Below are 16,931 nucleotides of genomic sequence, written 5' to 3'. Positions count from 1 at the left end.
GGCTAAATTATTATTTATATGTTTAAAAATCTAAAGAGCGACCTTCCCGCAAGTGTCGTAGTATTCTTCGTTGCTTTGCCTTTATGTTTGGGTATTGCCCTTGCCAGTGGCGCACCATTGTTCTCAGGATTAATAGCCGGTATAATTGGTGGTGTTTTCGTTGGAGCACTCAGTGGTTCAAAAATTGGAGTTAGTGGTCCTGCAGCAGGATTAGCTGCCATAGTTTTAACCGCTATTGGAACCTTAGGTGGTTTTGAGAATTTTCTAGTTGCCGTAGTTTTGGGTGGCGTTATTCAAATGGTATTCGGTTTTTTAAAAGCGGGTATTATTGGATACTATTTTCCGTCTTCAGTTATAAAGGGAATGTTAACGGGAATTGGTATCATTATAATTCTAAAACAAATTCCACACTTTTTTGGTTATGACCCTGACCCAGAAGGGGACTGGGCTTTTTTCCAAGTAGATGGAGAAAATACCTTTTCGGAAATTTTAAATACAGTCAATAATATTAGTCCCGGTGCTACATTGGTAGCTATCATAGGTCTTTCTATTCTTTTGTTATGGGATAAAGTTCTTTCTAAAAAAGGTAGAATTTTTCAATTGGTACAGGGACCATTAGTTGCCGTTGCCATTGGTATTATATTTTACATTGTAACTCAAGATAGCGGAACATTGGCTATTTCTTCAGAACATTTGGTAAGTGTGCCTGTTCCTGAAGATGCCGCTTCTTTCTTAGGTCAATTTAGCTTTCCAAATTTTGGAGCCATTACAAACCCTCAAGTTTGGATTACTGCTTTTACCATAGCGCTGGTAGCCAGTTTAGAAACATTACTGTGTGTAGAAGCCACAGATAAATTAGACCCACATAAGAATGTAACTCCAACAAACCGAGAGTTACTTGCCCAAGGCGCCGGTAATATACTGTCCGGTTTAATTGGAGGACTGCCTATAACTCAGGTAATTGTTCGTAGCTCAGCCAATATACAATCTGGCGGAACATCAAAACTATCTGCTATTTTGCATGGTTTTCTTTTATTGATTTCAGTAATTCTTATTCCAACTTTGTTAAATATGATTCCGTTATCCGTATTGGCAGCTATTCTTTTCATAGTTGGTTACAAATTGGCAAAACCTGCACTTTTTGCAACGATGTACAAACTAGGATGGAAACAGTTCGTTCCTTTTATGGTAACGGTGCTAGGGATTGTGTTTACAGATTTGCTTGTTGGAATTAGTTTGGGCTTAGCTGTTGGAATAGTTGTTATTCTATTAAAAAGCTATCAAAATTCTCACTTTCTTCATATTGAAGATGTAAGCAACGGAAAGCATAAAATAAAAATGTCTCTTGCAGAAGAGGTTACATTCTTTAATAAAGGCGCTATTCTTAAAGAACTAGATAGTCTTCCAAGAGATACCTATTTGGAGCTAAATCTACTTAAAACAAGGTATCTTGACATTGATATTATTGAGATTCTAGACGATTTTTCAATAAAAGCCAAAGAACGTAATATAGATATTAAACTGGTATCTAAACGTGGCGTTATAGAAAACCCTATTAGTTATAGTGAGTTTTTTAGAACAAGACCAAAATCTAACCTAAGTTTAAGTTAAAGGCTATGGAAAAAAATAAATATAAAATAGCATTACTTTCAGATTTGACGGATGGTATGCACAACCTTTTAAAAAGCTCGGTTAGCTTAGCTAAAATGGTTGATGCCGAAATTGAGGTTTTCAATGTGAGAAAACCAACTGATATTGTTGGAAAAGACAATCAATTATCAGCTATACGGACAATAAACCACGAGTATATTGTAACCGACAAGCGCATGAAGAATTTAATTGCTCCATTCTCTAAAGATTACGGGGTTCCCATTCGTTATTCAAGCACTTTTGGCAATGTAAAAACTGAAATTTCCCGATATTTAGATGATAACACTCCAAATATTATAGTTCTTGGTAGAAGAAAAACAAAACCTTTTAATACTGTAGATGATAGGATTATCAATTTTGTTCTAAGTATTTTTAAGGGATCCGTAATGATTGTTTCAGAAGAAAATGGTCTAGAGCCTAACATGAATATAGGGATTGGTACACTGAACTGTTCTAACGAGTTATTGAGTTCTTCTTTTCCAGAAGCCCTCTTTGCTAATGCAAACAGTCCTCTAAAGGCTTTCAGCATTGTTAATGGACCTACAACACAGCCTCAATCCCATGAATTTTTAGGAAAGAAAATTGTAGATTATGTCTTTGATTATAATGACAATACAATGAAAAAGCTTCCAATCTACTTATCTAAGAGCAAAGTTGATTTATTATTTGTGGAGCGGAAAAAAAAGGAAAAAATAAATACTTCTACGCCATCAAATATTTACGACATGGTGAAGAAATTAGATATCAACCTTATGATTGCAGGCGAAAAAAATTCGCAAGGCAATTATCAAAGTAAACTAAACATAGCATAATTAAAATAAACATATGAAAGCACATACTAAGGAGACACAAGCAACGATGACTCCAGAAAAAGCACTTAATTTTTTAAAAGAAGGAAATCAACGTTTTCAAAATAATTTAAAAGCTAACAGAAATCTTTTAGAACAAGTAAATGATACTAGCGATGGACAATTTCCTTTCGCTACTATTTTGAGCTGTATAGATTCTAGAGTTTCGGCAGAATTGGTTTTTGACCAAGGATTAGGCGATATCTTTAGTATTCGTATCGCAGGAAACTTTTCTAACGAAGATATCCTAGGAAGTATGGAATTTGCATGTAAGCTTGCTGGCACTGAACTAGTTGTTGTTTTGGGTCATACTAGTTGTGGTGCAATAAAAGGTGCTTGTGACCATGCCAGATTAGGCAACTTGACAGCTTTAATAAATAAGATAGAGCCAGCGGTTGATGCAGTTAAAGAACCTACTGACGAAAGTCTTAGAAATTCTAAAAATCTTGACTTTGTAGATAAAGTTTCTGAAAAGAATGTGCTTTTGACAATAGATAGTATCCGTAAGAATAGCCCAGTTTTATCTGAAATGGAAGAAAACGGAGAAATAAAGATTGTAGGTGCCATGTATGACATATCTAATGGTGAAGTAACTTTTTACTAATAAGCTTAGATTCAATAATATACAATGGGCCAACAATGCATTGGCCTTTTTTCAAGTATTGCCGTAGAATTAGTCTTATTTTGTAAAAAATAACACCATGAATCTAGATACTGTTTTTGACAACAATGAAAAGTGGATAGCGGAAAAGCTAAAAACAAGTTCAGATTATTTTGAGCAGTTGGCCAAGGATCAAAGTCCTGAATTGCTTTATATTGGTTGTTCAGACAGTAGGGTTACTGCAGAAGAAGTGATGGGCGCAAAACCCGGAGAGGTTTTCGTACATCGTAACATTGCGAACATGGTAATCAGTATAGATCTTAACGTACTATCTGTTTTAAAGTATGCTGTAGATTATCTGAAAGTAAAACATATAATAGTTTGTGGTCATTATGCATGCGGAGGTGTCAAAGCTGCCATGCAATCTAAAGATTTGGGTGTTCTAAACCCATGGCTACGTAATATTCGTGATGTATATCGTCTTCATAAAGAAGAGCTGAATGCTATTGAAGACGAAACAAAAAAATACGATAGATTAGTAGAACTGAACGTAAAAGAGCAATGTGTAAACCTGATCAAAACAGCAGTGGTTCAAAAAGCATATCGTGATCACGGATTAAAAGTACATGGGTGGATATTTGACGTTCATACCGGAAAATTGATAGACTTAAAAATAGATTTCGAAGGCTACCTTAAAAATATTATGGAAATCTATCATTTGGATTAATCCAAAGCTGATTTGTAGAAACCAGACGTTCAATTAGCCATCTACACTTCTTCACAAAGCTTAAAACAATCTCTTAGCATTAAACTTAACTCTATGAAAAATCTTTTCTCAAACTTTAAAGGAGACTTATTTGGAGGAATAACAGCAGGAATTGTTGCCCTACCCTTAGCATTAGCGTTTGGTGTTAGCTCAGGCCTTGGGCCCAGCGCGGGATTATACGGAGCCATATTCATAAGTTTTTTCGCTGCTCTTTTTGGCGGTACTAGTACACAAATCTCCGGACCTACCGCACCAATGACAGCGGTTAGTATGGTTGTTATAGCAGGTATTATAGCTCTAAACGATGGTAGTCTCGAAAAAGCGCTGCCCGCTATTTTAGTTGTATTCTTATTGGCCGGCCTTATGCAAATAGGTCTTGGACTTCTAGGTATAGGTAAATACATCCGGTATATCCCATATCCAGTTGTTTCCGGTTTCATGACCGCAATTGGCGTTATTATTTTGGTTACGCAAATATTACCTGCAATAGGATATTACCCTAAAGAAGACCCAGAGTTTGTAAACCAGTACAAACCCATGGCCGAAGAAATTATATTAGATAATATTTTAAAGGAAGAAGCTGGGGAAGGTATTCTAGTTTTAGAAAATTTTGAGGAAACCATCAAACGTGCCGAAGGCATTACCGAAGCAGATATGCTCAAAGAAGCGCGTACTTTGGCAAAATCTGAGGCTTCTGGTGTATTGGGAGCTCTTAAAGTAATGCCCAGGGCTTTGCAAAATATTAATTGGTTAGAATTTATTCTCGCCCTAACTACCATTGCCATTATTTATGGCTTCAAAAAAATAACTACTGCTATACCAAGTGCGTTAGTAGCTTTAATTGTGGTCTCTGGGGTAGCGTATGGTTTTGGATTGAACTATAGACCAATAGAAGAAATACCAAGTGGTTTTCCGATGCCTAACTTGGGTATATTCACCAGTTTTGAACTTGGGTCGGTAACGCCCTATATTTTTACGGCACTAACGCTGGCTTTATTAGGTGCCATAGATTCACTTTTAACATCGGTAGTTGCGGACAACATGACAAAGACCAAGCATCAACCTAACAAGGAATTAGTAGGCCAAGGAATTGGGAACAGTATTGCCGCTATTTTTGGGGGGATTCCAGGAGCAGGTGCTACAATCCGTACCGTTGTTAACATTAACGCAGGTGGTAAAACCAAATTATCCGGTATGGTAGCAGGGGTTTTACTTCTAGTTGTTCTTTTGGCTTTAGGGCCTGTTGCTTCTCAAATACCCGCCGCTGTACTTGCTGGTATTTTAGTAACCGTAGGTATTGGCGTTATGGATTATAAAGGATTAAAAGCTATACCTAGTTTACCTAAGGACATGAGCTTGGGTCCAATAAAATTCAGTTCAGAGGTAGTTATTATGCTAGTTGTACTTGTTCTTTCCTCTGTTTGGAACTTGGTATATGCAGTAGGTGTTGGTTTAGTTATCGCTTCTTTAATGTTCATGAAGAAAATGGGTGATCTTACAGCAGAAAGGTCCGATGTAAAGTCTTTGGAAAAAGAAGAAGGCTGGGCAGATGAAGTTGGTTTCCCTAAAAACCTGAGGGACCAAGTCTTTATTAAACACCTTAAAGGACCCTTATTTTTTGGTTCTACCAGCGAATTTCAAATATTGGCAGACCAAATACCCAGAACGGCATCTACCGTTATCATTCGTATGGACCGTATGCAGTATATGGATCAATCCGGGCTATATACATTGGAAGATGTGTTAATAGATTTACACAATTCTGATATTGAAGTCTTGTTTGTAGATGTCCTTAAACAACCAAGATATATGATGGAACGTGTAGACCTTATTCCTGATTTAATTCCTACAGAACATATTTTTGACACCTTTGCCGAGTGTTTACGGTACTTGGAACGTAAGACTTCAAAAAAGAATATTGAAGCTTCTGCATAACATTTAGACCAATTTATGATGAATTATGTATTCGGTAATGCCGCAAATGTCCTAAATTTGCGGCATTAGCCGAACATCATGATCGATACTATTAAAAAGCATATTACTGAGGTAGAAAAGTTTACTGCTACCACCAAAGAGGAGCTAGAAAGCTTCCGTATTAAATACTTAGGCAAAAAGGGACTTTTGACCGATTTCTTTGCGGAGTTCAAAAATGTACCTAACGAGCAGAAAAAGGAATTCGGCCAAACAATAAATCAATTAAAGCAAGCCGCAAACGATAAACTGAATACCTTAAGGGATTCGCTTGAAAGCAAAACCGAGGAAAAAGGTATTTATGGCGATTTGACACGGCCAGGTGAACCTTTAGAGCTTGGGGCAAGACACCCTATTTCTATTGTAAAGAACCAAATTATAGAAATTTTCTCCAGAATAGGTTTCAATGTATCGGAAGGTCCGGAAATTGAAGATGATTGGCACAACTTTACTGCCTTGAACCTACCTGAATATCACCCTGCCAGAGACATGCAGGATACATTTTTCGTTCAAACCGATCCAGATATTCTATTACGAACCCATACCTCCTCGGTACAGGTTCGTTACATGGAAAATAATAAGCCGCCTATACGTACCATCTCTCCAGGAAGAGTATATCGTAATGAGGCTATTTCGGCACGTTCACATTGTTTCTTTCACCAAGTTGAAGGCTTATATATTGATAAAGATGTTTCCTTTGCAGATTTAAAGCAAACGCTTCAATTCTTTACCACGGAACTTTTTGGTAAATCCAAGATTCGTTTACGTCCATCATACTTTCCATTTACGGAGCCTAGTGCAGAAGTAGATGTATATTGGGGACTTGAAACTGAAACCGATTACAAGATGACAAAAGGTACCGGTTGGTTAGAAATCATGGGCTGTGGTATGGTTGACCCCAACGTACTTGACAATTGTGGTATTGATTCCAAAGAATACTCCGGTTTCGCTTTCGGAATGGGTATTGACAGGATTGCCTTATTACTTCACCAGATATCTGATATTCGCTTGTTAAGCGAAAACGACGTGCGATTCTTAGAGCAATTTAAAAGTGCCTTATAATTCAGTTCAGTGAAAAAAGACATAGAAATACCAATTGCCAAAGATGTTCAAGTAGCCATTATTAGGGAATGGAACGAAGAGTTTCTTTCAAAAGACTGGAACGCCTACATCATAAATAATAGAGCAGACCAAATTGAAATGGTAATGGTAGTTTCTAAAGGCTTTGATGAAGAACGCCAAACAACGACCATGCGCCATAGCATGGGCACGATTTTACCTAATGACATTAAAAAGATAGAATTACTACAAGAAGAAGTTCTTGCACTAGACAATGAATTCTTTGTTACGTTTTTCGCCGAAGGCAAGCTTTTTGAAAAACGTTTCTTATTCCCAAAAAATACAGTCTCCGAAAAAAATCTTAGCACCATTCCGATAATTGAAAAGGATGGAATTTCCGCAAAGTAACTTGCACTTCCATTTTTCTTCTTCCATTCTACTTACCATTTTTTCAAGTTTACACAGTTTCTTTCTTCTCCGAAAGCATTTACTTACAAATACTTTATCGGTCAAAAACTATATTTATCCAGTTAATTTTCAAACAGTTACCTCTTTACCTTGCATTACTCTAACAAAACTTTAACTCATTTTAATAAAAATTAAGTTCTTTTAGTTTGTTTGGTTCCGAACTAACATTATCTTTGTCCCTTGAATTTTTCAATTATGAAAATAGAAGAAATAAAGAATAAGTTAATCGAGGAGCTTGGGGTTCATTTTGAATCTGAGTATGATCTACCACCATTGGCTGCTAGAATCTTTGCGAACCTAGTTATTACAGAGGAAGACGGTCTTACTTTTGAAGATTGCCTTAACAAAAGAGGCGCTAGCAAAAGCTCAATATCAACGTCGTTAAACCTTTTGTTGCAAATGGATTTTGTAAACTATTTCACAAAATCAGGAGATAGAAAAAGGTATTTTAAAGTTGCTGAAAAAAATACGTTCTTCATCAAGAAGCTAAATCGCTCATTAAATCAGCTGGAAAGGGAAAAAGAAATGATTCTTAAAATAACCGCGTATAATAAGCAGTACCGTCCAGAGAAGCATGAAGAGAACAAAAACAAAATAACAGTTTATGGTAAGTGTATTTCAGACATGACCACAAGTCTAAAAACAACTATCGAAGAATTAAAAAAGCAACAAAAATAATTTTTTTATCAGAATGGTTCGTTTTTAACCGAACATTCTGAATTAACAAAACCTTAACAAGACCCAGTCAACAATCTAATACAATTAAATATCCCTTTAAAAATGAAAAAGTTATCAATCATAGGATTATTAAGCGCAGGACTTCTTTTAAGCTCCTGTTTTGGAACAACGCCAACGGCCCCTGCGGCTGGCGCAACGCCTCCTCCTCCAAGCTTGAAGGTTGGTGAATTAAAAAAACAAGACCTTACGGTATATAATGAATTTGCTACTACCTTAGAAGGTAAGCAGAATGTTGAAATATGGCCTAAAGTTGCTGGTTTTGTGCAAAAGGTATATGTAGAGGAAGGTCAGAAAATTAAAAAAGGACAACCTCTTTTTAAATTAGAAACCCAAACTTTGAACCAAGATGCCAATGCTGCTAAAGCTTCTGTGAACGTGGCACAGGTAGAAGTAGATAAACTTAAACCGTTAGTAGAAAAAGGCATCATTAGCGAGGTTCAGCTAGAGACTGCCAAAGCGCAGCTTGTTCAGGCCCAAGCCAATTACCAAAGTGTTGCTTCAAACATTGGTTACTCTCGTATTACAAGTCCCGTTGACGGTTATATTGGTGAAATTCCTTTTAAAATAGGTGCCTTGGTAAGTTCTGCCATGAGTCAACCATTAACTACTGTATCTGACGTTAGTGAAGTTCGTGCTTATTTTTCTTTAAACGAAAGAGAGCTTTTAAAGTTAAAAGAGTCCATGCCTAAAAATGAAAAAAACTTAGTGGATCTTGAAAAAGCACCAAAAGTAACACTTGTTATGATTAATGGCGAAGAATATCCAGAAACAGGTAAGATTGCTATGATCAATACCATCATTAACAGTACCACAGGAAGTGTAACCGCCAGAGCTGATTTTGACAACAAAAATAACCTGTTAAGCAGTGGTAGCACCGGGAAAATTAAAATACCCACAATTTATAAGGAAGCATATGAAATTCCACAAGTAGCTACAATAGACCTTCAAGGTAAGAAACTTATCTATATAGTAAAAGATGACAATACGGTTACAACTATGCCAATAGATATCATTGCAAACACCCAAAAAGGTTTTATTGTTGAAAATGGAATTGAAGAGGGAACTACCATTGTTCTTGAAGGTGTAACTAAAATTAAAGACGGAATGGCCATAAGCCCGGCCAAGTAAGAATCCGCTATTCATCATAATTTATAAATAGAGAACAATGTTTCAAAAATTTATAGATCGTCCCGTACTATCTACGGTTATATCGATCATTATAGTTATTCTAGGTGTTTTGGGTTTAACAACCCTGCCTATAGAACAATATCCTGAAATAGCACCGCCAACCGTACAAGTTACAGCTACCTATACGGGAGCAAACGCAGAAACAGTACTTAATAGTGTTGTCACTCCTTTGGAAGAGCAAATTAATGGTGTGGAAGGCATGTTATACATGACCTCTAACGCTAGTAATGATGGTGCCGCTACCATAAATGTATTCTTTGAACTTGGTACAGACCCAGATATTGCTGCGGTAAACGTACAAAACAGGGTGGCTCGCGCCAACAGTGTTCTTCCGCAAGCTGTAGTACAGACCGGTGTAATCACGCAAAAATCTCAGACTAGTGCGCTTATGTTCTTTTCATTGTTTTCAGACAATGAAAATTACGATGCCACTTTTGTTGAAAACTACGCTAGAATCAACTTGGTACCTAAATTACAACGTATAAAAGGGGTTGGTAACGTAACTGTTTTTGGTGCCAAAGATTATTCCATGAGAATATGGTTGAATCCAGAAAAGATGGCTGCTTACAACCTTATGCCATCGGATATTCAAAGTGCACTTAATGAGCAAAACCTTGAAGCAGCTACCGGTAAAATAGGTGAAAATGCTGATGGTGTTTATGAATATGTATTAAAATACAAAGGACGTCTTTCAGAAGAAGCCCAGTATGAGGACATAATTATTAGAGCTCAGGAAAACGGACAGTTTTTACGTCTTAAAGATGTTGCTGAAGTTGAATTAGGTGCCTTTAACTATGGTACCAAAAACGAAGGTATGGGTAAACCCGGTACTGCCGTTGGTATATTTCAAACATCTGGCTCCAATGCAAATGATATCATTAATTCCATTCAAACGATTTTAAAAGAAAGTAAGCAAGATTTTCCAAAAGGACTTGATTATGTAATACCGTACAATACTAAAGATTTCTTGGATGCATCTATAGACCATGTTGTCATGACTCTTATTGAAGCATTTATATTAGTATTTATTGTGGTATTTCTGTTTCTTCAAGATTTCAGGTCTACTTTAATACCCGCTATTGCAGTACCAGTAGCAATTGTAGGTACGTTCTTCTTTCTCTCTTTATTTGGATATTCTATAAACATGTTAACGCTTTTTGCGATGATCCTTGCAATTGGTATTGTGGTGGATGATGCCATTGTAGTGGTTGAGGCCGTTCATGCCAAGATGGAAGAAGGGGCCAAGGATGCAAAGGTCGCTACCAAGTCTGCCATGTCAGAGATTTCTGGAGCTATTATATCAATAACCTTGGTAATGTCGGCCGTATTTATTCCGGTTTCCTTCATTTCTGGTTCTTCGGGAGTTTTCTATCAGCAATTTGGTATTACACTGGCTATCGCTATTCTTATTTCTGCAGTGAATGCGCTTACGTTAAGCCCTGCACTTGCAGCACTTTTCTTAAAGCCGCACAACCCATCAGAAGAACATAAAAAAGGGATAACCAAGCGTTTCTTTGGTGCTTTCAACACTGGTTTTGATGCCATTACCAACAAATATGTAGGATCTGTTAAATTCATTGCCAAAAGAAAGTGGATTACCATAATAGCATTGGTATTGTTTACCGCTGCAACTGTTGTATTATTTAAAACAACTCCTGCAGGGTTTATACCAAATGAAGATAGAGGTCTTGTTTTTGCTGATATTAGTTTACCTCCGGGAACAACTTTAGAGCAAACTCAAAAAACCGTGAAGAAATTAGATTCTATTTATGCTTCAATGGATATTATAGAGGCTAGAATGAATATTACTGGTTTTAGTTTATTGAACAGAGTAAATGGTGGTTCTTATGCCTTCTCTGTACTTCGTCTTAAAAACTGGAGCGAGAGAACAGATCCATCACAATCTGTGGATGCCGTAGTTGGTAGTCTTTTCGGAAAAACTGCCGGCCTAAAAGATGCTAAGGCATTCTTCTTTACACCTCCAAGTGTACAAGGTTTTGGTAACTCTACAGGTTTTGAAATGAACCTACAAAGTAAAGATGCAGATGACTGGCAAACTGTAGGCAAAACCACAAATGAGTTTTTAGCTGCATTGAATGCTAGGCCTGAAGTTAAATATGCCATTACACAGTTTAATCCTAATTTCCCTCAATATGAGTTGAAGGTAGATGTTGAAAAAACCAAAACAGCAGGTTTAGCGGTTACGGATGTTTTCAATGCTATGCAAGGTTACTATGGAGGTCTGTATACCACCGACTTTAATAAGTTTGGTAAGCAGTACCGTGTAATGATTCAAGCAAAACCAGAAGACAGAGCAGATGAACAATCGCTTAATCACATTTTCGTTACCAATTCAAATGGAGAATCGGTTGCTGTATCTCAATTCGTTTCTTTGGAGAAAATTTACGGTCCTGAAATCGTAAGTAGGTTTAACCTATTGAGTTCCGTTAAAATTAACGGCGCCATGAATCCTGGTTATTCCACAGGTGATGCCATTAAGGCTATTGAAGAGGTTTCCGCTCAGGTATTGCCTTCTAATTATACTTATGAGTATTCAGGTCTTACAAAAGAAGAGAACAGTGCAGGTAGCCAAACGATTATCATATTTATATTGAGTTTGGTATTTGTTTACTTCTTATTGAGTGCGCAGTACGAATCTTATATATTGCCGTTTGCCATATTACTTTCATTACCCGTGGGTATTGCAGGTGCTATTGGATTTATAAACTTGGCAGGACTCGAAAACAACATCTACTTTCAGATTGCATTAATTATGTTAATCGGTCTACTTTCTAAGAATGCTATTCTTATTGTAGAGTTTGCGCTTCAGCGTAGAAAGCACGGCATGTCTATAGTAGAATCGGCATTAGATGGTGCTAAGGCACGACTAAGACCTATTTTGATGACTTCTTTCGCCTTTATTTTCGGTTTGATGCCACTTGCCTTATCAACTGGTATTGGAGCTGTAGGTAACAGATCTATTGGAATGAGCGCTGTAGGCGGTATGTTAATAGGTACCATATTTGGTGTGTTTGTGATACCCGCGTTGTACGTTATTTTCCAAACCATGCAAGAGCGTATAACCGGTGCGCCACAAGAAACTATTGAAGAATCAAAGAACTAGAGAAATCATGAAGAAATTAACAATAAATAAATTCTTATTGGTAGCTGCATTGCCGCTCTTGTTACAATCATGTTTTGTAGCAAAGAATTATGATCGGCCTGAAGTGCAGACGGATAGTCTGTACAGAACAGATAACCTACCGCAAGACAGTGTGTCGTTCGCATCGGTCTCTTACAAGGATGTTTTTACGGATTCACATTTAAAAACGTATATCCAAAGAGGGCTGGACAACAACCTAGATATCCGCATCGCGTTGCAAAGTATTGCAGCTGCACAGGCTTATGTTAAGCAGGGAAAAGCAGGTTATTTACCTACTTTAAATGGTGCTGCTAGTGCAACTAGAACAGCAAGGACCAGTGAAAACGGACAATTCGGAAGTTTTTTTACGCAACCTTTTAATCAATATGAAGCTTCAGGAACAGTATCGTGGGAAGCTGATATTTGGGGAAAAATAAGAAGTAGTAAGCGCGCAAGCGATGCAAGTTACTTGCAGACTGTGGCAGCACACCAAGCCGTGAAAACGGATTTGGTAGCTCAAATTGCTACAACCTACTACCAATTATTGGCTTTAGACAAGCAGATTTCGGTTACCGAACAAACTATTGCAAACCGTCAAAAAAGTTTAGAGACTATTGAGGCTTTAAAAGATGCGGGACAAGCAAACCTAGTAGGTGTTGATCAGACTGCAGCACAATTATATAGTGCACAGAGTCAATTGTTAGATCTTAAAAATTCGCTTTATCAAACAGAAAATACGATGAGTATTCTTTTGGGCGAAAAGCCACAATCCTATGTACGAAGTTCTTTAGATGAGCAATCTTTGGTTAATGAAATGACACTTGGTGTACCTGCCTTATTATTACGTAATAGACCTGATATCATGCAAGCGGAATATAACTTAGTGAACAATTTTGAGCTTGCTAATGTAGCGAAGAGTAACTTCTATCCTTCTATAACATTATCTGCACAAGGTGGTTTTCAAAGTTTGGAATTGGATAATTGGATAGATAGTAGTTCTATTTTTGCTAACCTTGTAGGTGGTCTTACTCAACCTATCTTCAACGGTAGAAAAATAAGAACTGCTTATGAAGTTGCTAAAACACAGCAAGAACAGGCATTGTTGATGTTTAAAAAAGCGCTTTTAAACGCTGGTCAAGAAGTATCAAACGCTTTATATGACTATAATATTTCTGTTGAAAAAGAAGGTTATGTTAGTAAACAAGTGGTAGCCTTGAAAAGAGCGGAAACCAATTCAGAAGAATTATTAAACAGTGGATACTTAACCTATTTGGACTTGTTAACCGCAAGGGAAAATGCTTTGAACGCTGAGCTTAGCTTAGTAGACAATAAGTTTTCACAACTATCTGCAACAGTAGAATTGTACCGTTCCCTTGGTGGTGGATGGCATTAAACACCTTCTGCATGCATCATGGATAAAGACAAGTTTTTAGAATTTGCACTTTCTAAATTTATAAGATTCGGAAGCAAGCGGTTTACGTTGGACGACCTCGCACATGAGATGAGTATTTCGAAAAAAACGATTTACGAAAATTTCAACAGTAAAGAAGAGGTTGTGCAGGAGAGCCTAATTGCATTTTTGAACAAGCTTCGCTCTGAAATTCATGAAAGTGTTGAGAAACAAAAATCCAATCCTATTCTAGCTGTCATTGACGTGTATAGAATAGGATTGGATTCTATTAAATCTTTTAGTCCCTCGTTTTTTTTCGGCTTAAAAAAATATTATCCTAGTGCATATGCTTCTATAAGCGAATTCCGAACCAAAGATTTAAATACTTTGGTAAAAAGTCTTCTGCAAAGTGCCAAAGAGGAGGGTCAGGTAAGAAACGATGTGAATATAGAACTTGTCTGTGAGCTATACCTCAACCGACTTGAACTCATCCTCTTCTCCACAAAAAATCTTTTTGAGAAATATTCCGTGCAAGAACTTGTAGAGCATATTATCATTAATAATCTTCGTGGTATAGCCACCCCAGATTATTTAGAAAAAAGCAATTACATACTAGTAATTAACTAGTGTCCTTTGGCTACCAATTTTTAAATGGATTTTTGCTTAGTTGAGAGTTGTAGTAGGCTACTTCTCCCGTTACTTCCTTACCCAACCATGATGGTTTTTTAAACGCTTGGTTTTCAGATTCCAATTCTATTTCTGCCACAACAAGACCTTTATTTTCACCATGAAATTCATCTACCTCATATTCGTGCGAACCTGATGGAACCCTAAACCGTACTTTATCTATAATTCCAGGTTCACAGATGAGCAACAGCTGCTCTGCATCGGAAACCGAAATTTCCTTTTCCCATTCAAAACGGATGGTTCCTGCATCGTTTGACTTTCCTTTTACCGTTAAAAATCCCGATTGGTCTTTTATACGAACCCTAACGGTTCGCTCTTTATCGGTATTTAAAAAACCCTGAACAATTCGTTCTTTAGATGAGGCCTGCTCTTGATACGCCGTAGACGTTACCAAGAATTTACGTTCAATTTCAATCACTTAAAGCTGCTATTTTATTTATTTGATCAGATTCTATTTTATTTACCTCGTAACCTGTATTAGCTACTATTACCAAAGCTTTTGCAATTGCGTCAGGTTCAATAGAACGGTATTTTGCCAGTGGCCCCACCAAAACAAGATTCATCACCTTCATTAACTGTTTAAACAACAATTCTCCGGTTCGCTTTTCTTCTCGTTTACCACCAATTAATGATGGTCTAAAGATATAGGTATTCTTAATTTTTTCATTAAGGACAGCATCTTCCATTTTACCCTTTACTTTATTGTAAAAGACAGTACTTTTTGCACTCGCTCCCATTGCAGAAACTACCAAATAAGTAGAAATTCCGTTTTGAGTACAAAGCTTGGCTGCCGTTACGGGAATACCGTAATCTATATTTTTATACGTCTCCTTATTAGGTGTTTTAGACTTGGTAGTACCAATGCAACAAAAAAGTTCATCTCCCTTAAAATCTTCTTTAAATTGTTCTAGGTGCATCAAATCGCCTAAATGCTCTTCTATTTTCTTGTGCGAGAGACCCACACTGGAACGAGAGAACAATTTTATTTTCCCATAACGATCATCTTCAAGTAATAACTGCAACAAAATACCTCCGGTAAGACCAGTTGCTCCTAGTATAATCGCCGTTTTTGTTTGTGTTTCCATCCAACTAAATATAACTTAATTTTGCAGTATGTCAAACGATTTTCCATTGCGAAAAATTATTCATGTTGATATGGATGCCTTTTATGCATCTGTAGAGCAATTGGATAATCCTGAATTGCGAGGAAAGCCCGTTGCCGTTGGCGGAAGTTCAAAAAGAGGTGTAGTAGCCGCAGCAAGTTACGAAGCCAGAAAATATGGAGTTCGTAGTGCCATGAGCAGTGTTATGGCTCAGCGTAATTGCCCTGAACTCATATTTGTAAATGCGCGCTTTGATAGATATAAAGAAATCTCTAAAATCGTACGCGGTATTTTCTATCAGTATACCGATTTAGTAGAGCCCCTTTCCTTAGATGAAGCCTATCTTGATGTTACAGTCAATAAAAAAGGAAATCCATCTGCTTCTTTACTGGCGAAAGAGATACGGCAAAAGATTTTTGATGCTACAGGCCTTAATGCATCCGCCGGAATTTCTATAAACAAATTCATTGCAAAAGTTGCCAGTGACATCAACAAACCAAACGGACAAAAAACGGTTAATCCAGAAGAAGTATTGCAATTTTTAGAAGACCTTGAAATCCGCAAATTCTATGGTGTAGGAAAGGTTACTGCCGAAAAAATGTACAAGCTAGGTATCTTTACCGGTAAAGACCTAAAACTAAAAACAGAAGCCTTTTTAGAAGAAAACTTCGGAAAAAGCGGTAGTTACTATTACAACGTTGTTCGCGGTATTCATAACAGCGAGGTTAAACCCCACCGTATTCCAAAATCTGTGGGTGCAGAGCGTACTTTCAATGAAAATCTGAGTAGTGAAGTATTTATGTTAGAGCGTTTGGACCATATTGCGGAAGAACTGGAAAAGCGTTTAAAAAAAGCCAATATTGCCGGCAAAACCGTCACCTTAAAAATTAAATACAGTGATTTCACACTTAATACCAGAAGTAAGACCTTAACTTACTTTATCTCTGCCAAGAGCCTTATCCTAGAAACGGCTAAAGAACTTCTGTATCAGGAGAAATTACAAAACTCCGTACGTTTACTTGGTATTTCTCTAGCCAATCTCAATACGGAAAAGGAAGAAAAAGACTCAAAAAAGGAAGTAGTCTCGGTGCAGTTAAAATTTGAGTTTTAAGCTTCACACTACTTTTAGACGAAAAAATTAACATTATTTTAAATATTTATCCCAAAGTGCTACAAATTAAACACTTTGTGTTAGAATTTGCTACCATTCTGGAGTGGTAGGAACCTGCAGGCGGCACTATAATCCGTTATCTTTATATCTAGCATAGAATGCGAATTACGCTATCTAAAAATATGTGTTGATTCAACAGATGATTTCAG

At 37.0% G+C, this 16,931-nt stretch carries 15 protein-coding genes; 13 read left to right on the top strand and 2 right to left on the bottom strand.

Going from position 1 to position 16,931, the window contains the following annotated elements:
- Window positions 1-18 precede the first annotated feature (18 nt).
- The 12 genes from IWB64_RS06950 to IWB64_RS06895 all read left to right on the top strand — a co-directional run bounded on the left by IWB64_RS06950 (window position 19) and on the right by IWB64_RS06895 (window position 14,448).
- Complete coding sequence (locus IWB64_RS06950) at window positions 19-1,611, top strand: SulP family inorganic anion transporter (RefSeq protein ID WP_194533316.1); 1,593 nt, start codon at window positions 19-21, stop codon at window positions 1,609-1,611.
- Window positions 1,612-1,616: 5 nt separating this feature from the next.
- Complete coding sequence (locus IWB64_RS06945) at window positions 1,617-2,462, top strand: adenine nucleotide alpha hydrolase family protein (RefSeq protein ID WP_194533315.1); 846 nt, start codon at window positions 1,617-1,619, stop codon at window positions 2,460-2,462.
- 13 nt (window positions 2,463-2,475) lie between these two features.
- A complete protein-coding gene (locus IWB64_RS06940) occupies window positions 2,476-3,102 on the top strand; it encodes a carbonic anhydrase family protein (RefSeq protein WP_194533314.1) in 627 nt (208 codons plus the stop codon).
- A 97-nt stretch (window positions 3,103-3,199) separates the two neighbouring features.
- On the top strand, window positions 3,200-3,826 hold the full coding sequence (locus IWB64_RS06935; protein ID WP_194533313.1) for a carbonic anhydrase: 627 nt from the start codon (window positions 3,200-3,202) through the stop codon (window positions 3,824-3,826).
- Window positions 3,827-3,919: 93 nt separating this feature from the next.
- The gene (locus IWB64_RS06930; RefSeq protein ID WP_194533312.1) at window positions 3,920-5,800 is read left to right on the top strand and encodes a SulP family inorganic anion transporter; all 1,881 of its coding nucleotides are present in this window, start codon (window positions 3,920-3,922) and stop codon (window positions 5,798-5,800) included.
- 78 nt (window positions 5,801-5,878) lie between these two features.
- Window positions 5,879-6,898, top strand: a complete 1,020-nt coding sequence (gene pheS, locus IWB64_RS06925; protein WP_194533311.1) for a phenylalanine--tRNA ligase subunit alpha — start codon at window positions 5,879-5,881, stop codon at window positions 6,896-6,898.
- Between the two features lie 9 nt (window positions 6,899-6,907).
- Window positions 6,908-7,303 carry a hypothetical protein gene (locus tag IWB64_RS06920; protein WP_194533310.1) on the top strand — a complete coding sequence of 132 codons (396 nt, stop codon included), beginning with the start codon at window positions 6,908-6,910 and terminating at the stop codon, window positions 7,301-7,303.
- 255 nt (window positions 7,304-7,558) lie between these two features.
- Window positions 7,559-8,041, top strand: coding sequence for a GbsR/MarR family transcriptional regulator (locus IWB64_RS06915; RefSeq protein WP_194533309.1), 483 nt, complete (start codon window positions 7,559-7,561; stop codon window positions 8,039-8,041).
- A 102-nt stretch (window positions 8,042-8,143) separates the two neighbouring features.
- Window positions 8,144-9,229, top strand: a complete 1,086-nt coding sequence (locus tag IWB64_RS06910) for an efflux RND transporter periplasmic adaptor subunit (RefSeq protein ID WP_194533308.1) — start codon at window positions 8,144-8,146, stop codon at window positions 9,227-9,229.
- A 37-nt stretch (window positions 9,230-9,266) separates the two neighbouring features.
- Window positions 9,267-12,413: an efflux RND transporter permease subunit gene (locus IWB64_RS06905; protein WP_194533307.1), complete on the top strand. Its 3,147-nt coding sequence runs from the start codon at window positions 9,267-9,269 to the stop codon at window positions 12,411-12,413.
- 7 nt (window positions 12,414-12,420) lie between these two features.
- A complete protein-coding gene (locus tag IWB64_RS06900; RefSeq protein ID WP_194533306.1) occupies window positions 12,421-13,824 on the top strand; it encodes a TolC family protein in 1,404 nt (467 codons plus the stop codon).
- Between the two features lie 18 nt (window positions 13,825-13,842).
- Window positions 13,843-14,448, top strand: a complete 606-nt coding sequence (locus IWB64_RS06895) for a TetR/AcrR family transcriptional regulator (protein WP_194533305.1) — start codon at window positions 13,843-13,845, stop codon at window positions 14,446-14,448.
- A gap of 10 nt (window positions 14,449-14,458) precedes the next feature.
- Here IWB64_RS06895 and IWB64_RS06890 read toward each other — a convergent pair whose 3' ends face one another.
- Both IWB64_RS06890 and IWB64_RS06885 read right to left on the bottom strand, forming a co-directional pair.
- Complete coding sequence (locus tag IWB64_RS06890) at window positions 14,459-14,926, bottom strand: CYTH domain-containing protein (protein ID WP_194533304.1); 468 nt, start codon at window positions 14,924-14,926, stop codon at window positions 14,459-14,461.
- Window positions 14,919-15,593 carry an NAD(P)H-binding protein gene (locus IWB64_RS06885; RefSeq protein ID WP_194533303.1) on the bottom strand — a complete coding sequence of 225 codons (675 nt, stop codon included), beginning with the start codon at window positions 15,591-15,593 and terminating at the stop codon, window positions 14,919-14,921. The genes IWB64_RS06890 and IWB64_RS06885 overlap by 8 nt, the downstream gene beginning before the upstream one ends.
- A 28-nt stretch (window positions 15,594-15,621) precedes the next feature.
- Between IWB64_RS06885 and dinB the strand changes: the two genes are divergently transcribed.
- Window positions 15,622-16,722 (top strand): DNA polymerase IV, encoded by a 1,101-nt coding sequence (gene dinB / locus IWB64_RS06880; protein ID WP_194533302.1) that lies wholly within the window; start codon window positions 15,622-15,624, stop codon window positions 16,720-16,722.
- The last annotated feature ends 209 nt before the right edge of the window (window positions 16,723-16,931 follow it).

The organism is Zobellia nedashkovskayae, assembly GCF_015330125.1.
GTDB lineage: Bacteria > Bacteroidota > Bacteroidia > Flavobacteriales > Flavobacteriaceae > Zobellia > Zobellia nedashkovskayae.
Note: the sequence above shows the minus strand (reverse complement) of the source record. Positions and strands in the feature narration are given on the sequence as shown.